The organism is Serratia sp. PL17, from assembly GCF_017832355.1.
GTDB lineage: Bacteria > Pseudomonadota > Gammaproteobacteria > Enterobacterales > Enterobacteriaceae > Serratia.
Window position 1 is genome coordinate 666,463 of the sequence record NZ_JAFIBY010000001.1, and the last position, 20,041, is coordinate 686,503.

18 protein-coding genes and 1 tRNA gene are annotated in these 20,041 nt (G+C 52.7%); 10 read left to right on the forward strand and 9 right to left on the reverse strand.

Annotated features, from left to right (window positions below; genetic code table 11):
- Positions 1 to 245: 245 nt before the first annotated feature.
- The 3 genes from JOE25_RS03185 to JOE25_RS03195 are packed head-to-tail and all read right to left on the reverse strand — an operon-like array spanning position 246 to position 4,735.
- Entirely contained in the window at positions 246 to 1,610 is a 1,365-nt protein-coding gene (locus tag JOE25_RS03185; protein ID WP_209632693.1) for an efflux transporter outer membrane subunit, read from the reverse strand.
- A 3-nt stretch (positions 1,611 to 1,613) separates the two neighbouring features.
- Positions 1,614 to 3,554 carry a MacB family efflux pump subunit gene (locus JOE25_RS03190; RefSeq protein ID WP_209632694.1) on the reverse strand — a complete coding sequence of 647 codons (1,941 nt, stop codon included), beginning with the start codon at positions 3,552 to 3,554 and terminating at the stop codon, positions 1,614 to 1,616.
- Positions 3,551 to 4,735, reverse strand: a complete 1,185-nt coding sequence (locus tag JOE25_RS03195; RefSeq protein ID WP_209632695.1) for an efflux RND transporter periplasmic adaptor subunit — start codon at positions 4,733 to 4,735, stop codon at positions 3,551 to 3,553. The genes JOE25_RS03190 and JOE25_RS03195 overlap by 4 nt, the downstream gene beginning before the upstream one ends.
- Positions 4,736 to 4,992: 257 nt before the next feature.
- Here JOE25_RS03195 and JOE25_RS03200 point away from each other — a divergent pair.
- From JOE25_RS03200 to JOE25_RS26650, 4 genes are all read left to right on the forward strand, one after another.
- Positions 4,993 to 5,087, forward strand: a tRNA-OTHER gene (locus tag JOE25_RS03200).
- Positions 5,088 to 5,275: 188 nt separating this feature from the next.
- On the forward strand, positions 5,276 to 5,575 hold the full coding sequence (locus JOE25_RS03205) for a sigma-S stabilization anti-adapter protein IraP (protein WP_209632696.1): 300 nt from the start codon (positions 5,276 to 5,278) through the stop codon (positions 5,573 to 5,575).
- Positions 5,576 to 5,702: 127 nt separating this feature from the next.
- Positions 5,703 to 6,206, forward strand: a complete 504-nt coding sequence (locus JOE25_RS03210) for a YlaC family protein (RefSeq protein ID WP_037419616.1) — start codon at positions 5,703 to 5,705, stop codon at positions 6,204 to 6,206.
- A gap of 69 nt (positions 6,207 to 6,275) precedes the next feature.
- Positions 6,276 to 6,407, forward strand: a complete 132-nt coding sequence (locus tag JOE25_RS26650; protein ID WP_017892391.1) for a hypothetical protein — start codon at positions 6,276 to 6,278, stop codon at positions 6,405 to 6,407.
- A gap of 634 nt (positions 6,408 to 7,041) precedes the next feature.
- Here the strand turns inward: JOE25_RS26650 and JOE25_RS03215 are convergent.
- The 3 genes from JOE25_RS03215 to mdoC form a co-directional block, all read right to left on the reverse strand.
- Positions 7,042 to 8,763, reverse strand: a complete 1,722-nt coding sequence (locus JOE25_RS03215; protein ID WP_209632697.1) for a potassium/proton antiporter — start codon at positions 8,761 to 8,763, stop codon at positions 7,042 to 7,044.
- Between the two features lie 302 nt (positions 8,764 to 9,065).
- The gene (locus JOE25_RS03220) at positions 9,066 to 9,293 is read right to left on the reverse strand and encodes a hypothetical protein (protein WP_209632698.1); all 228 of its coding nucleotides are present in this window, start codon (positions 9,291 to 9,293) and stop codon (positions 9,066 to 9,068) included.
- 325 nt (positions 9,294 to 9,618) lie between these two features.
- Positions 9,619 to 10,749 carry a glucans biosynthesis protein MdoC gene (gene mdoC, locus JOE25_RS03225; protein WP_209632699.1) on the reverse strand — a complete coding sequence of 377 codons (1,131 nt, stop codon included), beginning with the start codon at positions 10,747 to 10,749 and terminating at the stop codon, positions 9,619 to 9,621.
- A gap of 259 nt (positions 10,750 to 11,008) precedes the next feature.
- On the opposite strand from mdoC, the gene mdoG reads away from it, so the two are divergent.
- The 3 genes from mdoG (at position 11,009) to JOE25_RS03240 (ending at position 15,539) form a co-directional block, all read left to right on the forward strand.
- Positions 11,009 to 12,577: a glucans biosynthesis protein MdoG gene (gene mdoG / locus JOE25_RS03230; RefSeq protein ID WP_209632700.1), complete on the forward strand. Its 1,569-nt coding sequence runs from the start codon at positions 11,009 to 11,011 to the stop codon at positions 12,575 to 12,577.
- Positions 12,570 to 15,131: a glucans biosynthesis glucosyltransferase MdoH gene (gene mdoH, locus JOE25_RS03235; protein ID WP_209632701.1), complete on the forward strand. Its 2,562-nt coding sequence runs from the start codon at positions 12,570 to 12,572 to the stop codon at positions 15,129 to 15,131. The genes mdoG and mdoH overlap by 8 nt, the downstream gene beginning before the upstream one ends.
- 162 nt (positions 15,132 to 15,293) lie before the next feature.
- Entirely contained in the window at positions 15,294 to 15,539 is a 246-nt protein-coding gene (locus JOE25_RS03240) for a YceK/YidQ family lipoprotein (RefSeq protein WP_209632702.1), read from the forward strand.
- Positions 15,540 to 15,541: 2 nt separating this feature from the next.
- Here JOE25_RS03240 and JOE25_RS03245 read toward each other — a convergent pair whose 3' ends face one another.
- Both JOE25_RS03245 and JOE25_RS03250 read right to left on the reverse strand, forming a co-directional pair.
- Complete coding sequence (locus JOE25_RS03245; protein WP_209632703.1) at positions 15,542 to 16,090, reverse strand: N-acetyltransferase; 549 nt, start codon at positions 16,088 to 16,090, stop codon at positions 15,542 to 15,544.
- Between the two features lie 63 nt (positions 16,091 to 16,153).
- Entirely contained in the window at positions 16,154 to 16,531 is a 378-nt protein-coding gene (locus tag JOE25_RS03250) for a MysB family protein (RefSeq protein WP_209632704.1), read from the reverse strand.
- A 207-nt stretch (positions 16,532 to 16,738) separates the two neighbouring features.
- Between JOE25_RS03250 and leuA the strand changes: the two genes are divergently transcribed.
- On the forward strand, positions 16,739 to 18,409 hold the full coding sequence (gene leuA / locus JOE25_RS03255) for a 2-isopropylmalate synthase (protein ID WP_209632705.1): 1,671 nt from the start codon (positions 16,739 to 16,741) through the stop codon (positions 18,407 to 18,409).
- Here leuA and JOE25_RS03260 read toward each other — a convergent pair.
- The gene (locus tag JOE25_RS03260; protein ID WP_209632706.1) at positions 18,394 to 19,155 is read right to left on the reverse strand and encodes a helix-turn-helix transcriptional regulator; all 762 of its coding nucleotides are present in this window, start codon (positions 19,153 to 19,155) and stop codon (positions 18,394 to 18,396) included. The two genes, leuA and JOE25_RS03260, sit on opposite strands and share 16 nt — an antisense overlap.
- A gap of 141 nt (positions 19,156 to 19,296) precedes the next feature.
- Here JOE25_RS03260 and JOE25_RS03265 point away from each other — a divergent pair, with 141 nt between their 5' ends.
- Positions 19,297 to 19,608 carry a metalloregulator ArsR/SmtB family transcription factor gene (locus JOE25_RS03265; RefSeq protein WP_209632707.1) on the forward strand — a complete coding sequence of 104 codons (312 nt, stop codon included), beginning with the start codon at positions 19,297 to 19,299 and terminating at the stop codon, positions 19,606 to 19,608.
- Positions 19,605 to 20,039 (forward strand): YeeE/YedE family protein, encoded by a 435-nt coding sequence (locus tag JOE25_RS03270; protein ID WP_209632708.1) that lies wholly within the window; start codon positions 19,605 to 19,607, stop codon positions 20,037 to 20,039. The genes JOE25_RS03265 and JOE25_RS03270 overlap by 4 nt, the downstream gene beginning before the upstream one ends.
- Positions 20,040 to 20,041: the final 2 nt, after the last annotated feature.

The window sequence follows — 20,041 nt, forward strand, 5'->3', positions numbered from 1 at the left end:
CATTTAGGTGACTAATTATTTTGCATGTATAGCTTAACGTTATATCTTGCAGCGATCAAATTTAGCAGTTTATCTTATGTATTTGCACCGAATTAGTGCATAAATCGATTAACTAATGTGCTGATTGGCGTTTTTTTGTCTGATCGTGGATGCGTAAAGTATAGGAAGAATTGCGAAAAAAACTGGCCATGTTTATGTATTTGACGGGCGTGGAAAAAGGCCCGGCGGAATGCCAGGCCGATGTGTTATTGCGGGGAACCCCCAAATTCCAGATAAAGTTGCGCCAGGTTTTGGTACTGGTCAAAGCGGTTTTCATCCAGAGCTAGCTCCGCCAGCCGGCGGCGGTTTTGCGCATCTAGCCAGAAATTGATAGGGACTGCCCCTTGCCGGTAACGGCTTTCATTGAGTTGTTCAGATTTACGTGCCAATGCCAGCGCAGCGCGAAGATGCTTCTCTTGCGCGAGTAATTGCGTTCGTAACGAGAGGGCATTATCGACGTCAGCCATGGCTTTATAGAGAGCCTGTTTGAACTCAAGGACTTGCAGTTCATAGTCGCTGCGCGCAATGTTGATGTCGACGTTCATTTGCCGCCATTCAAGGAAAGGCAGCGACAGACCAGCCCCCACGCTGGCAAGCGGATTGCGCAAAAATTCCAGCAGGGCGCTGCTGCTGGCGCCTAAAGAACCTGTCAGGCTAAACGCCGGATAGTACTGCGTGCGTTTTATGTCGACGTTGGCCAGCGATTCACGCAAGCGAAGTTCTTTGGCGCTGATGTCCGGGCGATGCTGCAGGACGCTGGCTGGAATACCTGCATTGATTTGGGGCAGCGGGCCGGTTGGCAGACGCGTGGGTTCAACCAATGCGCTACCCGGCGGTGCGCCTAACAGAAGCGTCTGTTCGTTCAACGCTTGCTGACGTTCACGCAACAGGGCCAAATGGGTGCTTTCTTGATTGATTAGGCTCTGCTCGGCATCCACGACGTCCAACGAAGAGACGCTGCCCGCATGGTAGCGTGCGTTCGCCAATTGCAGCGTTTGTCGGGAGTACGCGATGCTTTGTTGGCTGACGCCGATCCGTTGATTGATAAAGCCGATACGCCAATAATTTTTACTGGCGCTGGCGAGCAATGCCAAGCGTGCGCTTTGTAAATCCTGTTGGGTTGCTTGGCTTGCCCATTCTGCGGCATCCCGTTGCCGTGCCAATTTACCCCACAGATCCACTTCATAGCTGACACCAAGGTTAGCGCTGCTGCTTTTGTTCCAGGCAGATGAATCGGAAAGAGCCGTATTTGCGCCGGTATTGAGTGACGCGTTCACGCTCGGTGCCGTGCTGATATCGACGCGCTGCGCTGCCAACTGGGCACGGTAAACACGTAACGCAGCCGCAGCCACGTCGTTGTTGCTTACCATCACCTGTTGTAGCAGGCGGTCTAGCTGGGGATCGTGAAAATCCTGCCAGTCAAAGGGAACCGGTGTGGCTGCATCGGTTCCTGACTGCCAGTGAGCGGGGTAGTCCACCTTTGGTGGCTGATATTCACTTTTAAGCGTGTTGCCGCAGCCAGCACTGACGAGTGCTGCGACACATAATGCCAGGGGGGATAAAATTTTCATAAGTTACTCGCTGGCCAGTGAAATGACCGGATCCATCCGCGCCGCTTTTCGGGCAGGGAGATAACCAAAAATCATGCCGATCAAGGTGGAGCAGAAAAAGGCAATGGCGGCAGCCTGCCAGGAATAGATGGCGGTCAACATGCCACCTGCCAGCAGGGTAAACAGCGAGCCGGCGGCGAACGACAGTAAAATACCCAATACGCCGCCGATCAGGCAGACCAGCACAGCTTCGATCATAAATTGCTGCATTATGTCGCTACGTCTCGCCCCTACCGCCATACGCACGCCGATCTCATGTGTCCGTTCGGTTACTGAAACCAGCATGATATTCATCACGCCGAGGCTGCCGATGATCAGTGAGACGGAAGCAACCATCAGAATCAGCAGATTCAAGGTCATTGACGTGTGTTCGATCGATTTACGGTATTTATCGAGGTTGAACAGCATAAAGTCTTTGGCACCGTGGCGCTGGGTAAGTAACTGTTCAATGGCACTGACGGCGGCTTTATTGGAGACATCATCTTTCAACCTAATGCTGATACTGCTTAGCGTCGGTTTACCCACCATGCGGTACATCACAGTGGTGTAAGGCATCCAGACTCTGATGCGGTTTGGCGCGTAATCCTGGTTGCTTTGGACTACGCCAACGACCCGTGCGGGCACTGAGCCGAGAAACACGATTTGCCCCAGTGGCTCTACGCCGAACTCACCAAACAGTGAGCGGCGTGCGTTATCGTCAATGATCACTTCCTGTAACGCGTTGCGATCGTCCCGGAAAGTGCTGCCTTGTATTATCGTCAAGCCGTTAACGCGGAAGTAATCGCGCCCTACGCCGTTGATCGAGGCCGTGGCCGATTTGCTGCGAAAACGAATGCTGTCAGAAGCCGTAACCTCAGGGCTGACGCTGTCGACAAAGCTCTGGTGGGCCAGTGCGTCGGCGTCGGCGGGCACCAAGGTACGGATGCTGTCGATGGCGCCATCAAAAAAATCGCGCCCTGGATAGATGCTGACGACGTTAGTGCCCAACCCTTTGATATTCTCCAGCGTGCGTTGTTTAGCGCCTTCGCCCAGGGCAACTACCGTGACGACTGCGGCGATCCCGAAAATGATCCCAGTCATGGTCAGCGCAGTGCGCAGGCGATGGGCGTTCATTGCTTTGAGTGCCATGTGCAAGGATTCGCGGGTGCGATCGAGCAAGCTCTGCCAGTAACCTTGCGCCACTGGCTGGCTTTTTTGCAGGGAGGGCAGAGACCCTGGTGATTTACGGCCGCTGTCGGCGACGATCTCGCCGTCCTGCAGTTCGATGATACGTTGCGCATGCTGAGCCACTTTCATATCGTGGGTTACAATGACAACCGTATGGCCGCGCTGATTAAGTTCGCTAAGGATTTCCAGCACTTCCAGCCCGGATTTTGAGTCCAATGCGCCCGTGGGCTCATCTGCCAGGATGATTTCCGCACCGTTGATTAATGAGCGGGCGATGCTCACACGCTGTTGCTGGCCGCCGGAAAGCTGGCCAGGTTTGTGGTGTTCACGGCCTTCTAACCCGAGTCGAGCCAGCAGTTGTGCTGCGCGTTGGCGACGTTGGTCGCGTTTGCTGTTGGCGTAAATGGCAGGGATTTCAACATTCCCCAACGCGCTGATATCCGGCATCAAATGATAACGCTGGAAAATAAATCCGATATGTTCACGGCGCAGTTTGGCCAGTTCGTCTGGTGACAGGTGAGCGGCATTATGGCCATTGATGTAATAGTCGCCCTGGTCCGGCACATCCAGACAGCCAATGATATTCATTAGCGTTGACTTGCCTGAACCCGAGGCACCAATGATGGCGACCAACTCCCCGGCAGCGATCTTCAGGTTGATGTTTTTCAGTACGGTGAGTGGCTGACTGCTATTGGTATAGGTGCGGCCAATACCTTTCAACTCAATGATGGTATTCACAGTGATAGACCATCCTCGTCAGCTTTGGCACTTTCCTGTGCCAGCACGACGTTTTCACCGGCCGTCAGCCCGGACAAGATCTGAATATCAACGTTATTGGTAATACCGGTTTTTACGTCACGCATTTCTAACCGGTTATCACGGGTCAGTACCTGTACTTGCTGTTTTTTGTCGGCGGTTTTATGTACTGCCTGAGCGGGTATCAGTAATGTGTTTTTTGCTTCGCCCAGCAGTAACGAAACCTGAGCTGTCATGGCAATCCGTAGACGGTTGTCTGCGTTGGGCACGTCCAAAAGCGCGTTGTAATACACCGATGCATTGGATGCACCTGAGCCTGATGCGGAACTGCTGCCGGAGAGCGAGTCGTCTTTCATTACCGACTCAGGGGCCAACTCGACAGTTCGCAACGTGGCGTCATAACGCTTGTCTGGTTCGGAAAAAATCGTGAAGTAGGCTTTCTGTCCCGGAGATACACGCGTAATGTCGGCCTCGGAAATCTGCGCCTTGATGGTCATCACATCCAATTGGGCCAGTTTAACGATGGTCGGGGCGCTCTGGTTGGCATTCACCGTTTGCCCCTGCTGTGTAATTACCGCAATCACGATACCGTCCATCGGCGCCAGAATCCGGGTGTAGCTCAACTCCACCTTTTTCTTGTCCACCTCAATCTGTGCTTGCACGATGCGAGCATTCAGCGCGACCAGTTCGGCGCGGGTGGCGGCGAGGGTCGCCTCTGCCGTTTCAAAATCTTCACGTGAACCCGCTTCATCATCCAACATGCGCTTTTGGCGTTTAAAGCGAGACTCGGCTTGTTTTAACAGTGCCTGTTTGGCCAGCAAATCAGCCTTGGCAACGTTGAGTGCGGCTTCGGCGTTGCGCAGATTATTGCGTTGCGGCAAGTCATCAATGTCGGCGATGGGTTGGCCTTTGGTGACTCGCTCGCCCAGTTTAACCTTCAGGGATTTGACCTGACCGGACACCTGCGCACCCACGTTAACCCGCTCGAAAGCATCCAGCTTACCTGTGGCCAGTACGGCATTTTCAATATTGCCCTCACGTACGGGAGCGGTGACATAGGCAGCCTGAGAAGGGTTTTGCAGCGAGAACAGCACAACCAGGATAATGACGACCAGCAGAATACCGGCGAGGATAAACGCCAAATGGCGTGGTGTGACTTTCATTGTGTTATCCATAACAGAGGAAACGATGGCTCCAGAAAACCTAATAGTCGCATCCAGCGCTTTAACTAACAATAAACACGCGGCAGTCGATACTGCAAAAGTTTCACTTATTAACTATCGCGGGATGAAAGCAATAGGCAGGCATGAATATAAAGTGAGCGAAATTTTAAGAATTCTCTGTAAAATCAGTCGGTCATGCCTAGATAACTTGAATCCACAGCATTAATATGGATAATGACGCCCCGAAGCGAAGGAATGCGCTATTAACTCAGTTGGCAGAGTGATTGGTTTTATCATGCTTATTTGGCTACAAAATTGATAGACGCGGGTTCGAGTCCTGCATAGCGCGCCAGCTTCCTTCTAAGGAATTGCTATCGTAAAGCGCACCCGGGTTGATTTGCACTATCGGCTCCTTGTTGGGATTTTCGGGTGCGCTTTCCCGTAACCGTTTCTCTTCCTTTCTTTTATCTTCTTCTCTTGTGATCGATCTTTGCTAGACTGAGATCAGGCAGGTATGCTGCCCGGTAACAGGAGATCGCTATGTCTGAGTCCGATCAACTGCAGGAATTATTGCAACGTGTAGCGGCACTTGAAGCCAGAGAAAAGTCGCTAACGGCAGCTTCCAACGCTTATCAAGCGATCATCACCACCATGCTCGGAAACCTGGAACCCCAGGAGCGGGACAAAATTATTGCGATGATCGATCAGGCCCATGAGCTTGCTTATGCTCGTGCGATTCAACGGTGCAACGAGCCGCAAAAACAAAAAATCAAACAAGCTGATGATATCGCCCAGCGGATGTTTATGTTCGCCCAAGGCAAAAACTCTCTGCAGCGCTAATTGCCATAGGTATAACAGTTGCCGATTTTAAATTGCATAACTGATCTACCTGGGCAAACTGTACTTGTGTTAGTTTGTGGGAAGATTATTGCTATCAATAATGCCCCCCAGGCATAAGGTTGTAACGATGGACGCGATTAAGAGCATCTTGGTAAAAGAAATCGAGCGGATAAATCGACAGGAAGGGCGCGACGGTAAGCTGCGGTTTAACAGCGAATTTGCCCGCGATCACCGTTATCTGTGTCTCGCCATGTTTGCCGGTTATTTCGCTGTGATCGCCGTGATGTACCAAGTCCCTTATATGGGCTTCATTTCGTTTTTAGCATTCACTGCATTTGTTTTGTTCATGTTCGCGATGCTGCTGATTGAAATCAAACCGGTCTATCGTTTTGAAGATATCGGGGTGTTGGATCTGCGCGTATGCTATAACGGCGAATGGTATTTCACTCGTGCGCTCTCTCCGCAGTCGGTGAAGGCCCTGTTGGATGAGCCGATGATCGGTGCGGCGATGAAAACGCGCATGCAGGAAATCATCGCCAATAAAGGCGAGATCGATTTTTATGACGTTTACGATCTGGCGTACTCAAAGAAGCCGCAGGATGAACAACCGCAGGTGGCCGTGCTTAACTGAAGGGTTTCAGACTGCGTAGTTGTCGATTATACTCACGCTTTGAAGCCTGGTTAGCCTGTGGAGTTTACGATGAGTGATGATATTTTCGATTTTGATATCGATGCAGAATTAGCGCAAGCAGAAGAAAAAGCGGCGCAGAAGGCGAAAGAGCTCCCCGAGATCCTTGAGGATGAAGCGGACTGCGAAGGTTGTAAGATCTGAGCGCCATCGCCAATAAAAAAACCGCTGCGGCGGTTTTTTTTATGTCTAAATCGAGATGTTGCAGACAAAAAAAAGCCCGTTTCAGGCGGGCCAACACTTAAGAAGTATGAGGGCTTATTGTTATTACTGTCTGCACTGAGCATACGCGCAATGGTCTGCAAGAGATGTCGATATATTGTAACAAAATGGTTGTTGCTATGTGTCGCTGTTACTTGCGCCAGGCTAATGGTTTAATCCAGCAAAAATCCCCAAACCAGCAGCACTGCCACGATGATCAGGCAGAGCGCAGAGACGGTAACCAGTATTTTTCCTAGAATATCTTTTTCTTGTTGCTGCTGTGCCACGTTACAGTTATCCAATTAAGAGTCTATGGATCAAATCGGCGATACCCAGGTCCAGCACGATGATCGTCAGTGCAATACCCAGCATAGCCGATAGAAATTGAGTTTTACTGTTCAAATCAATTACCCATCACCGCGATGCGGCGTTCCCAGAGTAAAAGGTTAAAACGTCGGGCTGAACGCCCAGTTTTGATAATCACAGAGTTTAAGAACCTTTCTCAACCTATAAGTTCCGTCTGTTTTGAGGTGGCCGCTGCGGGTAGTGAGACGCAACGGCCTATGTTGCTCAAGGATCAGTCAGTAACAATTCTTACGCCAATCTTACTGATGGCATTGCCATCCATTTCAGCAATGGTCCAGGTCAGGCCATCCCATTCAACCTGATCGCCCACCACGGGCTCACCGCCAATCAGTTGAATCACGAATTGGCCAAGCGTTTGTTGCTCATCCACACCTTCATGCAGGTTAAGCCCATACACTTGCGAAATGTCGCTTAGGCGTGCGTCCGACTGCAAGATAAAGTCGCCGAAGAACCGCTCATCCAGCGTCACTACTGGCGCCTGGCTGAACAGTTTCCCCAGGACGGGCAAATCATGTTCGTGGCCGATAACGCACAGAATGTCATCCTCACGCAGCCGTGTACTGCCGCTAGGGTGCAACAATTCCTTCCCGCGGAAGAGTGCGGCAATACGCGTGCCGGGGGGCATTTTAAGTTCACGCAGCGCTGCGCCGACGCACCAATTTTCTGACGAGAGTTGATAAACAAACTGCTCCCACTGGTTTTCTGGGTGTACGTCTAACCCAACCCGGGAAATCGGTGCCAGTGCGGGTGGGACGATCACCTTGGCTTTTCTCGCAGCGAACGACAGCGTTGTGCCTTGCAGCAGCAATGAAACCAATACGACAAAGAAAGCCACATTGAAGAACAGCTGCGCATTGGGCAACCCAGCCATCATTGGGAAGACGGCAAGAATAACCGGTACGGCGCCGCGTAGACCGACCCAGGAGATAAAGCTGCGCTCGCGCAGGGTAAAGCTGCGGAACGGCAGCAACCCGATAAACACCGAAAGCGGCCTGGCGAACAAAATCATCCATAGCGACAGCAGCAGGGCAGGGATGGCGATAGGCAACAACTCGTGCGGGTTGAGCAGCAGGCCCAACACCAGAAACATGCCGATTTGGCTCAACCAAGCCAAGCCGTCAAAGGTTTGGACAATGCCATGCCGGTTGCGGATAGGACGATTGCCCAACATCAGGCCGCACAGATACACCGCCAGAATGCCGCTGCCGTCCAGTGCCGTTGTCAGCGCAAAGATTAAGATGCCGCCGCTCACGGCGAGCAATGGATATAAGCCTTCTGCCAGTTTGATATGGTTGATTAACGTCAGTAACAGCCAACCGCCGCCAAGACCAAATACGATCCCCATACCAAACTGTTGCAGTAGGTGGAGAGGGAACATCCAGCTCAGGGTGGTTTCGCCAGCGGCGATCATCGCAATCAGGGTGATGGTAAGAAACACCGCCATTGGGTCGTTGCTGCCAGATTCAATCTCCAGCGTGGCACTGACACGTTCGTTAAGCCCTTTACCGCCCAGCAATGAAAATACCGCAGCGGCGTCGGTAGAGCCGATAATGGCGCCAATCAGCATGCCCTGCAGCAGATCGAGGTTGAACAGCCAGGCGGCAGCGAGGCCGGTCAACCCCGCGGTGATCACCACCCCGATGGTCGCAAGAGAGAGCGCGGGCCAGAGTGCAACACGGAATGAACTGACGCGGGTACGCATCCCCCCGTCCAGCAGAATCACGGCGAGTGCCAGGTTGCTGACGAGATAGGCCACAGGATAATTACTGAATACGATGCCGCCCGGCCCATCGACACCTGCCAACATGCCTATGGCCAGGAAGATGACCAGGATGGGAATACCCAGACGCGAAGAAAATGAACTGAGAAGAATACTTGCTCCCACCAACACGGCACCGATGATGAACAAACTGTTAATGGTGCTGGCATCCAAAATAACGTTCTCCTGCAGGCTGGGGAAAAGGCGTTGCGCGCGGGCGCAGATACCCCATGATGATAGCCTGTTTTTTGGGTAAAACGCCAAGGCTGATTAGGAAAAGATTTTGCATTTATTGTCATTTAAGAGGGGAAGCATGAGGAAGGGCAGAGAAATGGGTGAACTTCTTACTTTTACCTATATTTATCAGAACACTGTAGTTCTATGCGTTCAATAATTCTGCTTTCTGTAGCGGTAGTGAGCAGGAAAAACCATTAAACCCCCGCGAGGAGGCTTAATGGTTTGCAGGCAGGGTGTCGTTAATGATCGAGTGATTGCAGGGCTCGCTTGATCAGCTCAGCCGCCAGTTTTCGTTCTGACTCTGAAATGCCATCAAGGTTGAGGCTGGAGAGCTCAGTGACCAGAATACTGCGATCCTTGCCGCTGATTGACGAATCCAGTGCGGAAAGTAACCGACCAAGGATTTTCAATAGGGTGGCATTTTCCGGTACGGCTTCCTGCGCCGAAGTGTCTTTATCATCAGTCATTAAAAAATCCTCTCTGTCGTGACGGAAGGGCGATACTGCAAGCTTTGCCGCGATAACGGCAATGCCGTCCCTCAGGGTTCATTGAGCCCAATCGCTACCGTAAGGCAGGGATGTGGATTTCCACTTATGCGTTGCAGTTATAACAACTAGCAACAATATGCTCCAGCATAACTTTGCCTTAACTTTCGCCATGGGTGTGAGCAATGTGTGCTCAGTATCGGAAATGGAGGGCCGCTCTGGCGTGGGAGAAATGATAGCGGTTCTGATGTACAGCGATATGACAGTGAAGGGCCCGGTAAGCCGAAACGATTACCGGGCGGTTGGCTTATTGCGGCTTACCGGAGAACAGGAAACGAATCAGCGGAATGCGCTTGTGCAACTCATATAAGGCGAAGGCGCAGGAGAAGACAAACACCAATCCTGCCAGAAAACCCAGTAGGTTATTGTTGATATGCGGCGTCACAAAAGCGCCATATATCAGAGTCAGCGGATGGTGCACCAGATATATAAACAGCGATGCATTGACCAGATAAGTGATTCGTGGCGAATGATAGTTCAACAGGTTATGCCCGAATGAGAAAATCACGTTGGCCATCAGGATCCCCAACAGGGTTTTGATCAGCACTTCCAGCTCGAACATATAGCTACTGTGGGCCAGATACTTCTGATTCAGCATGTAGGCTATGAACAACAGCAGGGAGCCCAGCAGCGACCAGGCCGAAGGTTTGAGGAAAATCTCTTTAAGCCACACGTACTTAAATGCGTAAGCGCCAAGGATAAAGAACGGCAGGTAGAACATCGTCTCCATCACCACGAAATTGAACATGCCGTTGGACAGTAAATGAGGGGCGACAATTAAAATAATACGGTGCGCGGCCGAATAGCATAACGCATAAATAAGAAAGAACAGTGAGATGTTTCCTAATCCAGTCATTTTATTTATGGGATAGGGAATGACCTGCGTTTTTTGCGCCTTGATCTTTTTGAAAAGATAAAAACAGGCGGTGGTCAGTAATGACAGCGTTAATAAAAACCACAGGTGAGAAATCAGTTCCCAAACCGTTACATTTATTTTCTGGTAGAGCGAAAAGTTGTCCCAGCCGTTTAATTTATCGGTGAAATATTTCAGCATGAAAAATTGGGGAACAGTTATTAACGGGATCGAGCTCAGTAATGGGATTGCGACGCGTTCCAGTCTGACCTTCAACCACTTATGGCGCTCATAGCGTTCATATAGCATGTAGGAGAAGTAGCCTGAAATCACGAAGAACACCTGCATGCGGAAGGCATGAATGAAGTCGTTCAGCACTGTCAGCGAGAATGAGGGCGTAGCGCTGTTTACTGCCCAGGCATGGCTTGAATAGATCAAGGAGAGATGAAAAGGGATGCCGAGCAACATCAAATAAGCCCGGATTGAATCGAGGAAAAACTCGCGTTGGTTGCTGCCGTTTGTCATATGTTACCGCTGGTGATTTTATCGAGAGGTCATTAACACGCTTAATAAGTCGGCAATGGTTAAATCGCAATCCCAAACCCTACTATACCGTTTCACATTTTTCCATAGCGTCTTGTTGCGCGGCTTGCTACGCTGGTGTTTAGTCAGCTGCTTAAACAATGAGCCATAAACATGAACCATCCATTTATCATGTTGTCGGAAAGCTGAATAATCCATTAATATGGATTTAAATGATTTGAGCACACGAATAGGGGGGGATGTGCTAGTTAATATATTATCCAAAAAGCCACGCGCCGCGAGCGTACGTTGGTTAGGTGCGACCGTTTTGTTCACGCTGTTTACTTCGCAAGCATGGGCTTTTTCTATCGATGATGTTGCCAAGCAGGCGCAGGATCTGGCAGGGAAAGGCTTTGAGGCTCCGAAGAGCAACCTTCCTTCTCAATTCCGTGAGATGAAATTCGCGGATTACCAGCAGATTCAGTTCAACCACGATAAAGCCTATTGGAACAAACTGAAAACCCCTTTCAAGCTTGAGTTTTATCATCAGGGGATGTACTTCGACACGCCGGTGAAAATCAACGAAGTCACCGCAACAAGTGTAAAAGAGATCAAGTACAGCCCTGACTACTTCAACTTTGGTTCGGTGAAGCACGATCCGGATTCTGTGAAAAACCTTGGCTTTGCTGGTTTCAAGGTGATTTACCCGATCAACAGTGCAGACAAGAACGACGAAATTATGAGCCTGCTGGGCGCGAGTTACTTCCGCGTGGTGGGTAAAGGGCAGGTGTACGGGCTGTCAGCGCGTGGCTTGGCGATTGATACTGCGCTCCCTTCTGGCGAAGAGTTCCCGCGTTTCCGCGAATTCTGGGTCGAACGTCCTAAGCAAGGCGACAAGCATCTGGTGATTTACGCGCTGTTGGATTCGCCGCGTGCCACCGGGGCTTACCGTTTTGTGGTCTATCCGGGCCGCGATACCACTGTGGACGTCGAGTCTAAAGTGTTCCTGCGCGACAAGGTCGGCAAGCTGGGCATGGCACCGCTAACCAGTATGTACCTGTTCGGGCCAAGTCAGCCGTCGCCAACCCTGAACTACCGTCCGGCATTGCATGACTCCAATGGTTTGTCGATCCATGCGGGTAATGGCGAATGGATCTGGCGTCCGCTGAATAATCCGAAGCACCTGTCAGTCAGCACTTATCAGGTCGAAAATCCTAAAGGTTTCGGTCTGCTGCAGCGTGGTCGCAATTTCAAGGATTACGAAGATCTGGACGATCGTTACGATCTGCGTCCAAGTGCCTGGATTGAGCCGCGCGGTGACTGGGGCAAGGGTAAAGTTGAGCTGGTGGAAATCCCAACGGCGGACGAAACCAATGACAACATTGTTGCCTTCTGGACGCCGGACGTCTTACCGGACGCTAAAACAGCGTTGACCCTGAGCTATCGTCTGCATTTCACGCGTGATGAAGACAAACTGCATTCGCAGGACATTGCGTATGTTAGCCAAACCATGCGTTCTACCGGTGACGTGAAACAGTCCAACCTGATTCGTGAACCCGATGGTAGCGTGGCCTTCCTGGTTGACTTCGTTGGCCCAGTGCTGAAAGGCCTGGACGGCGCTACACCGGTTGCCGCTCAAGTGAGTATCGGCGATAACGGGGAAATGGTAGAAAACAATGTCCGCTATAACCCAGTGACCAAAGGCTGGCGTTTGACGCTGCGTCTGAAAGTTAAAGACGACAAAAAGCCGGTAGAAATGCGCGCAGCGCTGGTCAATGGTGATAAGACCCTGTCTGAAACCTGGAGCTATCAGCTACCTGCCAATGAATAAGCCTACTCAACGTGCCCAGGATTATCTTGCGGCAATGCCTCTGACCGCTGAGCGGTCAGAGGCGCTTAAACCACAACCGGGTGCGGATGACGCTCAGGCACTGGAGGCGCTCCATCGTAAGATGGGCGCTACCGATGCCAACGTTGATACGCTGTCGGCGGATGACGTGGCGTTGGCCTCGGTCAAGGCGCGTATTGAAAGCGCCTGGCCGGATGCGGTCCGCGACGACGATTTTGATACCGATGTGGAAGGGCGCAGCATTCTTAAGGCCACGCCGCCGATTAAACGTACCAGTATGTTCCCCGAAGCGTGGCGCACGAATCCAGTGGCGCGTTTTTGGGATTCTCTGTTAGGTCGTACGCCGCACAATCGTCACGCGACCAAGGAAGAGGCCGACGCAGAAAACCGCTGGCGTGTGGTGGGGTCTATGCGCCGTTATGTGCTGTTGGTACTGATGCTGGTGCAGACCGGTATCGCCACGTGGTACATGAAAACCATCTTGCCGTATCAGGGCTGGGCGTTGATCGATCCAATGGCCATGTGGGATCAGGACCTGATGCAGTCAGTATTGCAACTGCTGCCTTATGTGCTGCAAACCGGCATTTTGATCCTGTTCGCTATTTTGTTCTGCTGGGTTTCTGCGGGGTTCTGGACTGCGCTGATGGGCTTCTTGCAGTTGCTGATCGGCAAAGACAAATACAGTATCTCCTCCACCATCAAGGGCGATGAGCCAATCAACCCGGCGCACCGTACCGCCTTGATTATGCCGATCTGTAACGAGGACGTCGAACGTGTGTTCGCCGGCCTGCGTGCGACCTATGAGTCCGTTGCCGCCACCGGTCAGCTCGAACATTTTGATATCTACGTGCTGAGCGACAGCTACGACCCGGATATCTGCATGGCGGAACAGAAAGCCTGGATGGAACTGTGCCGTGACGTAGACGGCCATGGTCGTATCTTCTACCGCCGCCGCCGCCGCCGTGTGAAACGCAAAAGCGGTAACATCGACGATTTCTGTCGTCGCTGGGGCGGTGAGTACAGCTACATGGTGATTCTGGACGCTGACAGCGTGATGAGCGGTGAGTGTTTGACCGGTCTGGTACGCTTGATGGAAGCTAACCCGAACGCCGGTATTATCCAGTCTGCGCCGAAAGCGTCGGGCATGGATACGCTGTACGCTCGGGTGCAACAGTTTGCTACCCGGGTTTACGGACCGCTGTTTACGGCAGGCCTGCATTTTTGGCAGTTGGGTGAATCTCACTACTGGGGTCATAACGCGATTATCCGCGTGAAGCCGTTTATTGAGCACTGTGCGTTGGCACCGTTGCCGGGTGAAGGCTCTTTCGCCGGTTCTATCTTGTCGCATGACTTTGTAGAAGCTGCGCTGATGCGCCGTGCCGGTTGGGGAGTGTGGATCGCTTATGATCTGCCGGGCAGCTATGAAGAATTGCCGCCAAACCTGCTGGATGAACTGAAACGTGACCGCCGCTGGTGCCACGGCAACCTGATGAACTTCCGTCTGTTCCTGGTCAAAGGCATGCACCCGGTACACCGTGCAGTGTTCTTGACTGGCGTGATGTCCTATTTGTCGGCACCGCTATGGTTTATGTTCCTGGCCTTATCTACCGCATTGCAGGTGGTGCATACCCTGATGGAGCCGCAGTACTTCCTGCAGCCACGTCAGCTGTTCCCGGTATGGCCGCAGTGGCGTCCTGAACTGGCGATCGCCCTGTTCTCTACCACGCTGGTGCTGTTATTCTTGCCTAAGTTGCTCAGTATCGTGCTGATTTGGGCTAAAGGGGCCAAGGAATACGGCGGTGGTGTACGTCTGTTCCTGTCAATGCTGTTGGAAATGCTGTTCTCGGTATTGCTGGCGCCCGTACGTATGCTGTTCCATACCGTGTTTGTGGTCAGTGCCTTCCTCGGTTGGGAAGTGGTGTGGAACTCGCCGCAACGTGACGATGATGACACGCCATGGAGCGAAGCCTTTAAACGTCATGGTTCACAGATGCTGCTCGGTCTGGTCTGGGCTGGCGGTATGGCTTGGCTTGATCTGCGTTTCCTGTGGTGGTTGTCGCCGATTGTCTTCTCCCTGATCTTGTCACCGATCGTTTCGGCTTTGTCGAGCCGAGCAACCTTGGGTATCAAGAGTAAGCGTGCCAAGCTGTTCCTGATCCCAGAAGAGTACTCGCCGCCGCGCGAACTGCTGGCGACGGAAGCGTATCTGCAGCTTAACCGTGAACGTGCGCTGGCGAATGGCTTTATGCATGCCGTGGTTAACCCGTCATTTAACGCGTTGGCGGCTGCGCTGGCGACCGCGCGTCACCACTTGCGCGGTGCTATCGAGCGCAATCGTGAAGAACGGGTGAATGAGGCATTGCAACTGGGGCCAGAGAAATTGGTGAAGGGCAAACGCCTGGAGCTGCTAAGCGACCCTGTTGCCCTGTCGCGGTTGCATCAACGTGTCTGGTTGTTGCCGGAGGGTGTCGCCTGGCGTGAACACTATCAGCAATTGCCACACAACGAAAAAGCTCATCCGGTTGGCCAGCGTTAAACGCTGAATCGGCTGTCTCAACGGGGAATACGCATAGCGTGTTCCCCGTTTTTTTTGGCTTGTCGCTGACGTAATGCTGATAATCTGAAAGGCAAAAACTATGTTAAAATTTGCTCCGGGCGTTGTTTATTTTCGGAACAACCAGGTCTAAGAGTCAATGTGGTGAATCTCTCTTCTTTTCTTCGGGTGGCATTATTGGCAACGGGTGTGACGCTGTTAAGCGGCTGCGGCAGTATTATCAGCCGCACAGTACCGGGCGCCGGGCACGGCCATCAATACTACCCGGGTGTGCAATGGGATCTGCGCGATACGCCCTGGCGCTATGTCACGGTGATCGATGTGCCGCTGTCGATGGTGGTGGACACCTTTATGCTGCCGTTTGATGCACAGCACGGGCCTTACGAATAAGGTTAGCTTTGAGTGGCAAACACCAACAGTTGATACCCTTGCCGGCCGCACTGGAATGGGGCCAGCACCGTCATTTTTAATCCCTGCTGATGAGCCGCCAACGAGTGCGGGTTGTTGTCGTCAATAAACAGGGCGCCCACATCAAATCTCTCACGGGTGTGCGTTTTGACGGCGGCGAACAACTGCTTCAGTACACCTTTGCCACGCCAGGCGGTATTCAGGCACACCGGGCCGTACATAAATACCCGCTGTTCACTCAACGGTCGTCCGTTGAAGGACTCGCCGGCAAGTTTTTCCAGCATTGCATCCACTACCGGCGGTCGCGGCTGTGCGTCCGTGGTCATCAGACAGACAAAACCGGCCAACGCCCGATCTTCAACCGCGACCAGAATACCGAGCCCCTGGTTAATGCGCGCCAATTGCGCTTCGTTCATGTTAGAAACAATAAAACCCTGACGCTTTTGGCTGTCGCTTAAATTGGCCGGGATATTTTGTGTTTGCAGCTGCAGAATGGCGGGGTAATCTTCGGGGCGTGCCTGACGGATAATCATAATGCCTCTTTGAAAATTATGGGGATTATGGGCGGGATTTTGCTTGCTCCCGCCCGTTATTATTCAACGTTCGTCCCACTCATCGGCCGCGGTCTGGCCCTCTTCGGTATCCAAGGGTGGGTCGAGTTGGAAATCACCTTCTTCCCACTCGTGCAGCGTATTTTCGTCTATCCATTCGGCGCTAATCTCGACTTCGTCATAATCACCGTCAAAAATGGCTTGGGCAGCGGCACCACTGCGTAATGTCAGACATTCAACCGATTCGCCTTCTTGCTCGAAAAACTCGGCCTGCCACATGGTCTCACCATCCAACATCACGTATTTTTGCAGATTGAACTGCTGCGGTACCGGGGGTTCATCATCGTCTCCCCCTTCTGCTGATTCAATAAATTCCTCGCGTGCTGCTTCAATCGCGTCTTCCAGGGTTGCATACAGGCTCATATTCTTCTCCCGTCCCATGAGGTTAATAAAGGATCTTTAAGGGCGCAACGCGCCATGGCTAACATCAGAATTAATTGTTGCCGCACTGGCGCAGGATGCAAATTTTTTATTGTCCGTTTTGCGACGAAGGTTGTCCGCTGAGCTGGAGCAGGGGATCACCCGGCGGGAAATAATACGCTATTGCTTATGACAGCCCAGGAGATCGCCATGTTAACCAATCCATCAATCAAATATCGCCCATTCCCTCCGGTGACGTTACCTGACCGCCAATGGCCAGGGCGTACCTTGCAGCAGGCTCCCCGCTGGTGCTCCAGCGATCTGCGTGACGGCAATCAGGCGCTGGCGGAACCCATGGATAATGTTCGCAAACGCCAGTTCTACCAGTTGTTGTTGGCGTGTGGGTTCAAAGAGATTGAGGTGGCATTTCCTTCTGCGTCACAAACGGATTTTGATTTTGTCCGTTCGTTGATTGATGAACGACTGATCCCGGATGACGTCAATATTCAGGTACTGACTCAGTCACGAGATGATCTGATTGATCGAACTTTTGAGGCACTGCGTGGCATCCCGCGCGCCATCGTTCATTTATATAACGCTACTGCGCCGATGTTCCGCGACATTGTGTTCAAGCAGGACAAGGCGGCGACGGTTGCGCTGGCGGTGAACGGTGCACTGCGCATCCGCCAGCAGTGCGAGCTGCAGCCGGAAACGGCCTGGTCTTTTGAGTATTCGCCGGAAACGTTTTGTTTTACCGAGCTGGAGTTTGCGCTGGAGATTTGTGAAGCGGTTGCTGATGTGTGGCAGCCTGGCCCAGGGCGGCCCATGATTATCAACCTGCCGGCCACGGTCGAAGTGAGTACGCCGAATGTTTACGCCGATCAGATTGAGTGGTTTTGTCGTCGCTTCAGTCAGCGTAACAGCGTGACCATCAGCGTGCATCCGCATAACGATCGGGGGACGGGGGTGGCCTGCGCCGAACTGGCGATGCTGGCCGGTGCCGATCGGGTGGAAGGTTGCCTGTTCGGCAACGGTGAACGCACCGGCAATGTCGATCTGGTGACGCTGGCACTCAATCTGTATACCCAGGGCATTGCGCCGGGGCTGGATTTCAGCCAGTTAAAGCATGTTGTTGAGGTGGTCGAACAGTGTAATCAGTTACCGGTACATCCGCGGCATCCTTATGCTGGCGAGCTGGTTTTCACCGCCTTTTCCGGTTCACATCAAGATGCGATCAAAAAAGGGTTTGCTGCCCAACAGCATCGACAGGACGGTCTGTGGCAAGTGCCTTATCTGCCGCTTGATCCGGCGGACGTCGGTTGCAGTTATGAAGCGGTGATTCGGGTTAACAGCCAATCAGGCAAAAGCGGGGCGGCTTGGTTACTGGAACAAAACCATGGGCTGTCGTTGCCGCGTGGGTTACAGATTGATTTCAGCAAGGTGGTGCAGCAAGCGACGGATGGCAGCGGCAAAGAGATGACCACTGCCGAGCTGTGGCGCTTGTTTCGTATCAACTATGGTCTGGTGGAGCAACCGCGTTTGCAATTGCTGAGCTATCAGACGGAAAGCCACGGCGTCGAGGCCTACAGCTTTAGTGCTCGGGTGTTGTTTGACGGGCATCAACAACGGTTACTGGGGGTTGGCAACGGCCTGCTGTCCAGTGCGGTGGATGCGTTGCGCCAACGGTTTGGCTTGAGTATGGCAATAGAAGACTACCATGAGCACACGTTAGGGCATCAGAGCCACAGCCGTGCGGTTGCCTATATTCGCTGTACTCTGGCGCATGGCGAGGCCGCTTACGGTGTGGGAATCGACGTCGATTCCGCCAGCGCCTCGCTGCAAGCGTTATTCAATGTTGCGGCGCGCTACCTGGTGAAGTAAGCGCTGGGTGCAACGCCCAATACGCGGCGAAACATGGCGCTGAAAGCACTCGGGCTGTCGTAGCCTAAATCCAGCGCCACTTCCAATACTGAATGCCCGGCAGCCAGGGCGTTCAGTGCGGCCAGTAAACGTGCACGGCGTACCCAATCGCCAAAGCGCAACCCTGTCTCTCGTTGGAATCGGCGCGACAGTGTGCGGCCGCTGACGTTGATGTAACCGGCGGCGTGCTCTAATTCCCAGGGGTGTGCCAAGGATTGCTGAATATGTCTGCACAACGACAGTAAAGCTTCACTGCGGGGTTCTGGCAAATTCAACGGCAGAATCGGCAGGACGCGCAACTCATCCAGAATCAGCTCCATGATCCGCTCCTCACGACCGCCTACGGGATAATCCACCGCAATATCCATCGCGCAGATAATCAGCTCGCGCAGCAGCGGTGAGATTTGTACCACCTCGCAGCGTGCAGGGAGATCGGCGCGTGCCAGCGGATCGACCAACAGGGCTCTTGCCGCCACTCTGCCGGTGATGCGTAGGCTGTGTTCAACCCGTGCAGGCAACCAGACACCCCGCCCAGGTGGCACCACCCAGCTTCCCTGACGGGTATTCACCTGTACCACGCCGCTAAGACTGTGAATTAATTGCGCACAGTCATGGTAGTGAGGCGGTTCGAAGTCGCCGTGTTGATAATCTTTGGAGACCGGCACAATTGAGCGATTGGCGGGCACAGCGCCATGGAAAAGCAGCATTATTGGGGCATCCCGATACGCGGAGAAATGATAACGGCAGCATGCCATGCTGAAACATTTCGTACCAGCCTATGGCAGAGTGATAAATTATAGTATATAAACATATAATATATAATTTAGTATATTGTTTGGGGTGAAGCAATGGATATCGGCAGTATGCGACAGGCGGCGGCACAGGCAGGAACGCTGCTGCGGGCGCTGGGTAATGAGGACCGTTTGCTACTTCTTTGCCAGCTTAGCCAGGGTGAAATGTCGGTAGGGGAATTGGCGCTGGCGCTGGATATTCGTCAGCCAACCCTTTCGCAGCAGCTTGGTGTATTGCGGCAGGAAGGGCTGGTGTCAACGCGTCGGGAGGGTAAGCAAATCTACTACGTCGTGAGTGATGAAAAAGCCTTGGCGGTGATCCATACGTTGTATCAGCTCTATTGTCCGCAACCGGGAGAGTCACGATGAGCATCGATTGGCAGCACTTTACGCCAGCGTCATCCCTGATTGGGGGGGGCATTATCGGTATTGCGGTGGCACTGCTGTTGCTGTTTAACGGCCGTATTGCGGGTATCAGTGGGATTACCGGTGGCCTGTTGACACCTCAAGGCAAAGAGAAGCGTTGGCGGGCCGCATTTCTTATCGGGTTACTGATTTCTCCCTGGCTGTACCGTATGGCGGTACCCTTACCGGTAATGCCGATCAGTGGCAGCAGTTTATGGCTGATTTCTGCGGGATTGCTGGTTGGTTTGGGAACGCGGTTGGGCGGTGGCTGCACCAGCGGTCACGGTGTTTGCGGCACGGCAAGATTAGCGCCGCGTTCGCTGGCGGCTACGGCGGTATTTATGCTGCTGGGCTTTATTACGGTATGGGCCGTCCGTCATTGGGTGGGGGCTTAACC

What these genes read in the sequence shown, in the direction of transcription:
- JOE25_RS03220 (WP_209632698.1), bottom strand. Translation starts at nt 9,293, where the DNA reads ATGACTGATGATAAAGACACTTCGGCGCAGGAAGCCGTACCGGAAAAT.
- JOE25_RS03210 (WP_037419616.1), top strand. Translation starts at nt 5,703, where the DNA reads ATGGACGCGATTAAGAGCATCTTGGTAAAAGAAATCGAGCGGATAAAT.
- leuA (WP_209632705.1), top strand. Translation starts at nt 16,739, where the DNA reads ATGTTAACCAATCCATCAATCAAATATCGCCCATTCCCTCCGGTGACG.
- JOE25_RS26650 (WP_017892391.1), top strand. Translation starts at nt 6,276, where the DNA reads ATGAGTGATGATATTTTCGATTTTGATATCGATGCAGAATTAGCGCAA.
- JOE25_RS03205 (WP_209632696.1), top strand. Translation starts at nt 5,276, where the DNA reads ATGTCTGAGTCCGATCAACTGCAGGAATTATTGCAACGTGTAGCGGCA.
- JOE25_RS03245 (WP_209632703.1), bottom strand. Translation starts at nt 16,090, where the DNA reads ATGATTATCCGTCAGGCACGCCCCGAAGATTACCCCGCCATTCTGCAG.
- JOE25_RS03270 (WP_209632708.1), top strand. Translation starts at nt 19,605, where the DNA reads ATGAGCATCGATTGGCAGCACTTTACGCCAGCGTCATCCCTGATTGGG.
- JOE25_RS03265 (WP_209632707.1), top strand. Translation starts at nt 19,297, where the DNA reads ATGGATATCGGCAGTATGCGACAGGCGGCGGCACAGGCAGGAACGCTG.
- JOE25_RS03260 (WP_209632706.1), bottom strand. Translation starts at nt 19,155, where the DNA reads ATGCTGCTTTTCCATGGCGCTGTGCCCGCCAATCGCTCAATTGTGCCG.
- JOE25_RS03250 (WP_209632704.1), bottom strand. Translation starts at nt 16,531, where the DNA reads ATGAGCCTGTATGCAACCCTGGAAGACGCGATTGAAGCAGCACGCGAG.
- JOE25_RS03195 (WP_209632695.1), bottom strand. Translation starts at nt 4,735, where the DNA reads ATGAAAGTCACACCACGCCATTTGGCGTTTATCCTCGCCGGTATTCTG.
- mdoH (WP_209632701.1), top strand. Translation starts at nt 12,570, where the DNA reads ATGAATAAGCCTACTCAACGTGCCCAGGATTATCTTGCGGCAATGCCT.
- mdoC (WP_209632699.1), bottom strand. Translation starts at nt 10,749, where the DNA reads ATGACAAACGGCAGCAACCAACGCGAGTTTTTCCTCGATTCAATCCGG.
- JOE25_RS03185 (WP_209632693.1), bottom strand. Translation starts at nt 1,610, where the DNA reads ATGAAAATTTTATCCCCCCTGGCATTATGTGTCGCAGCACTCGTCAGT.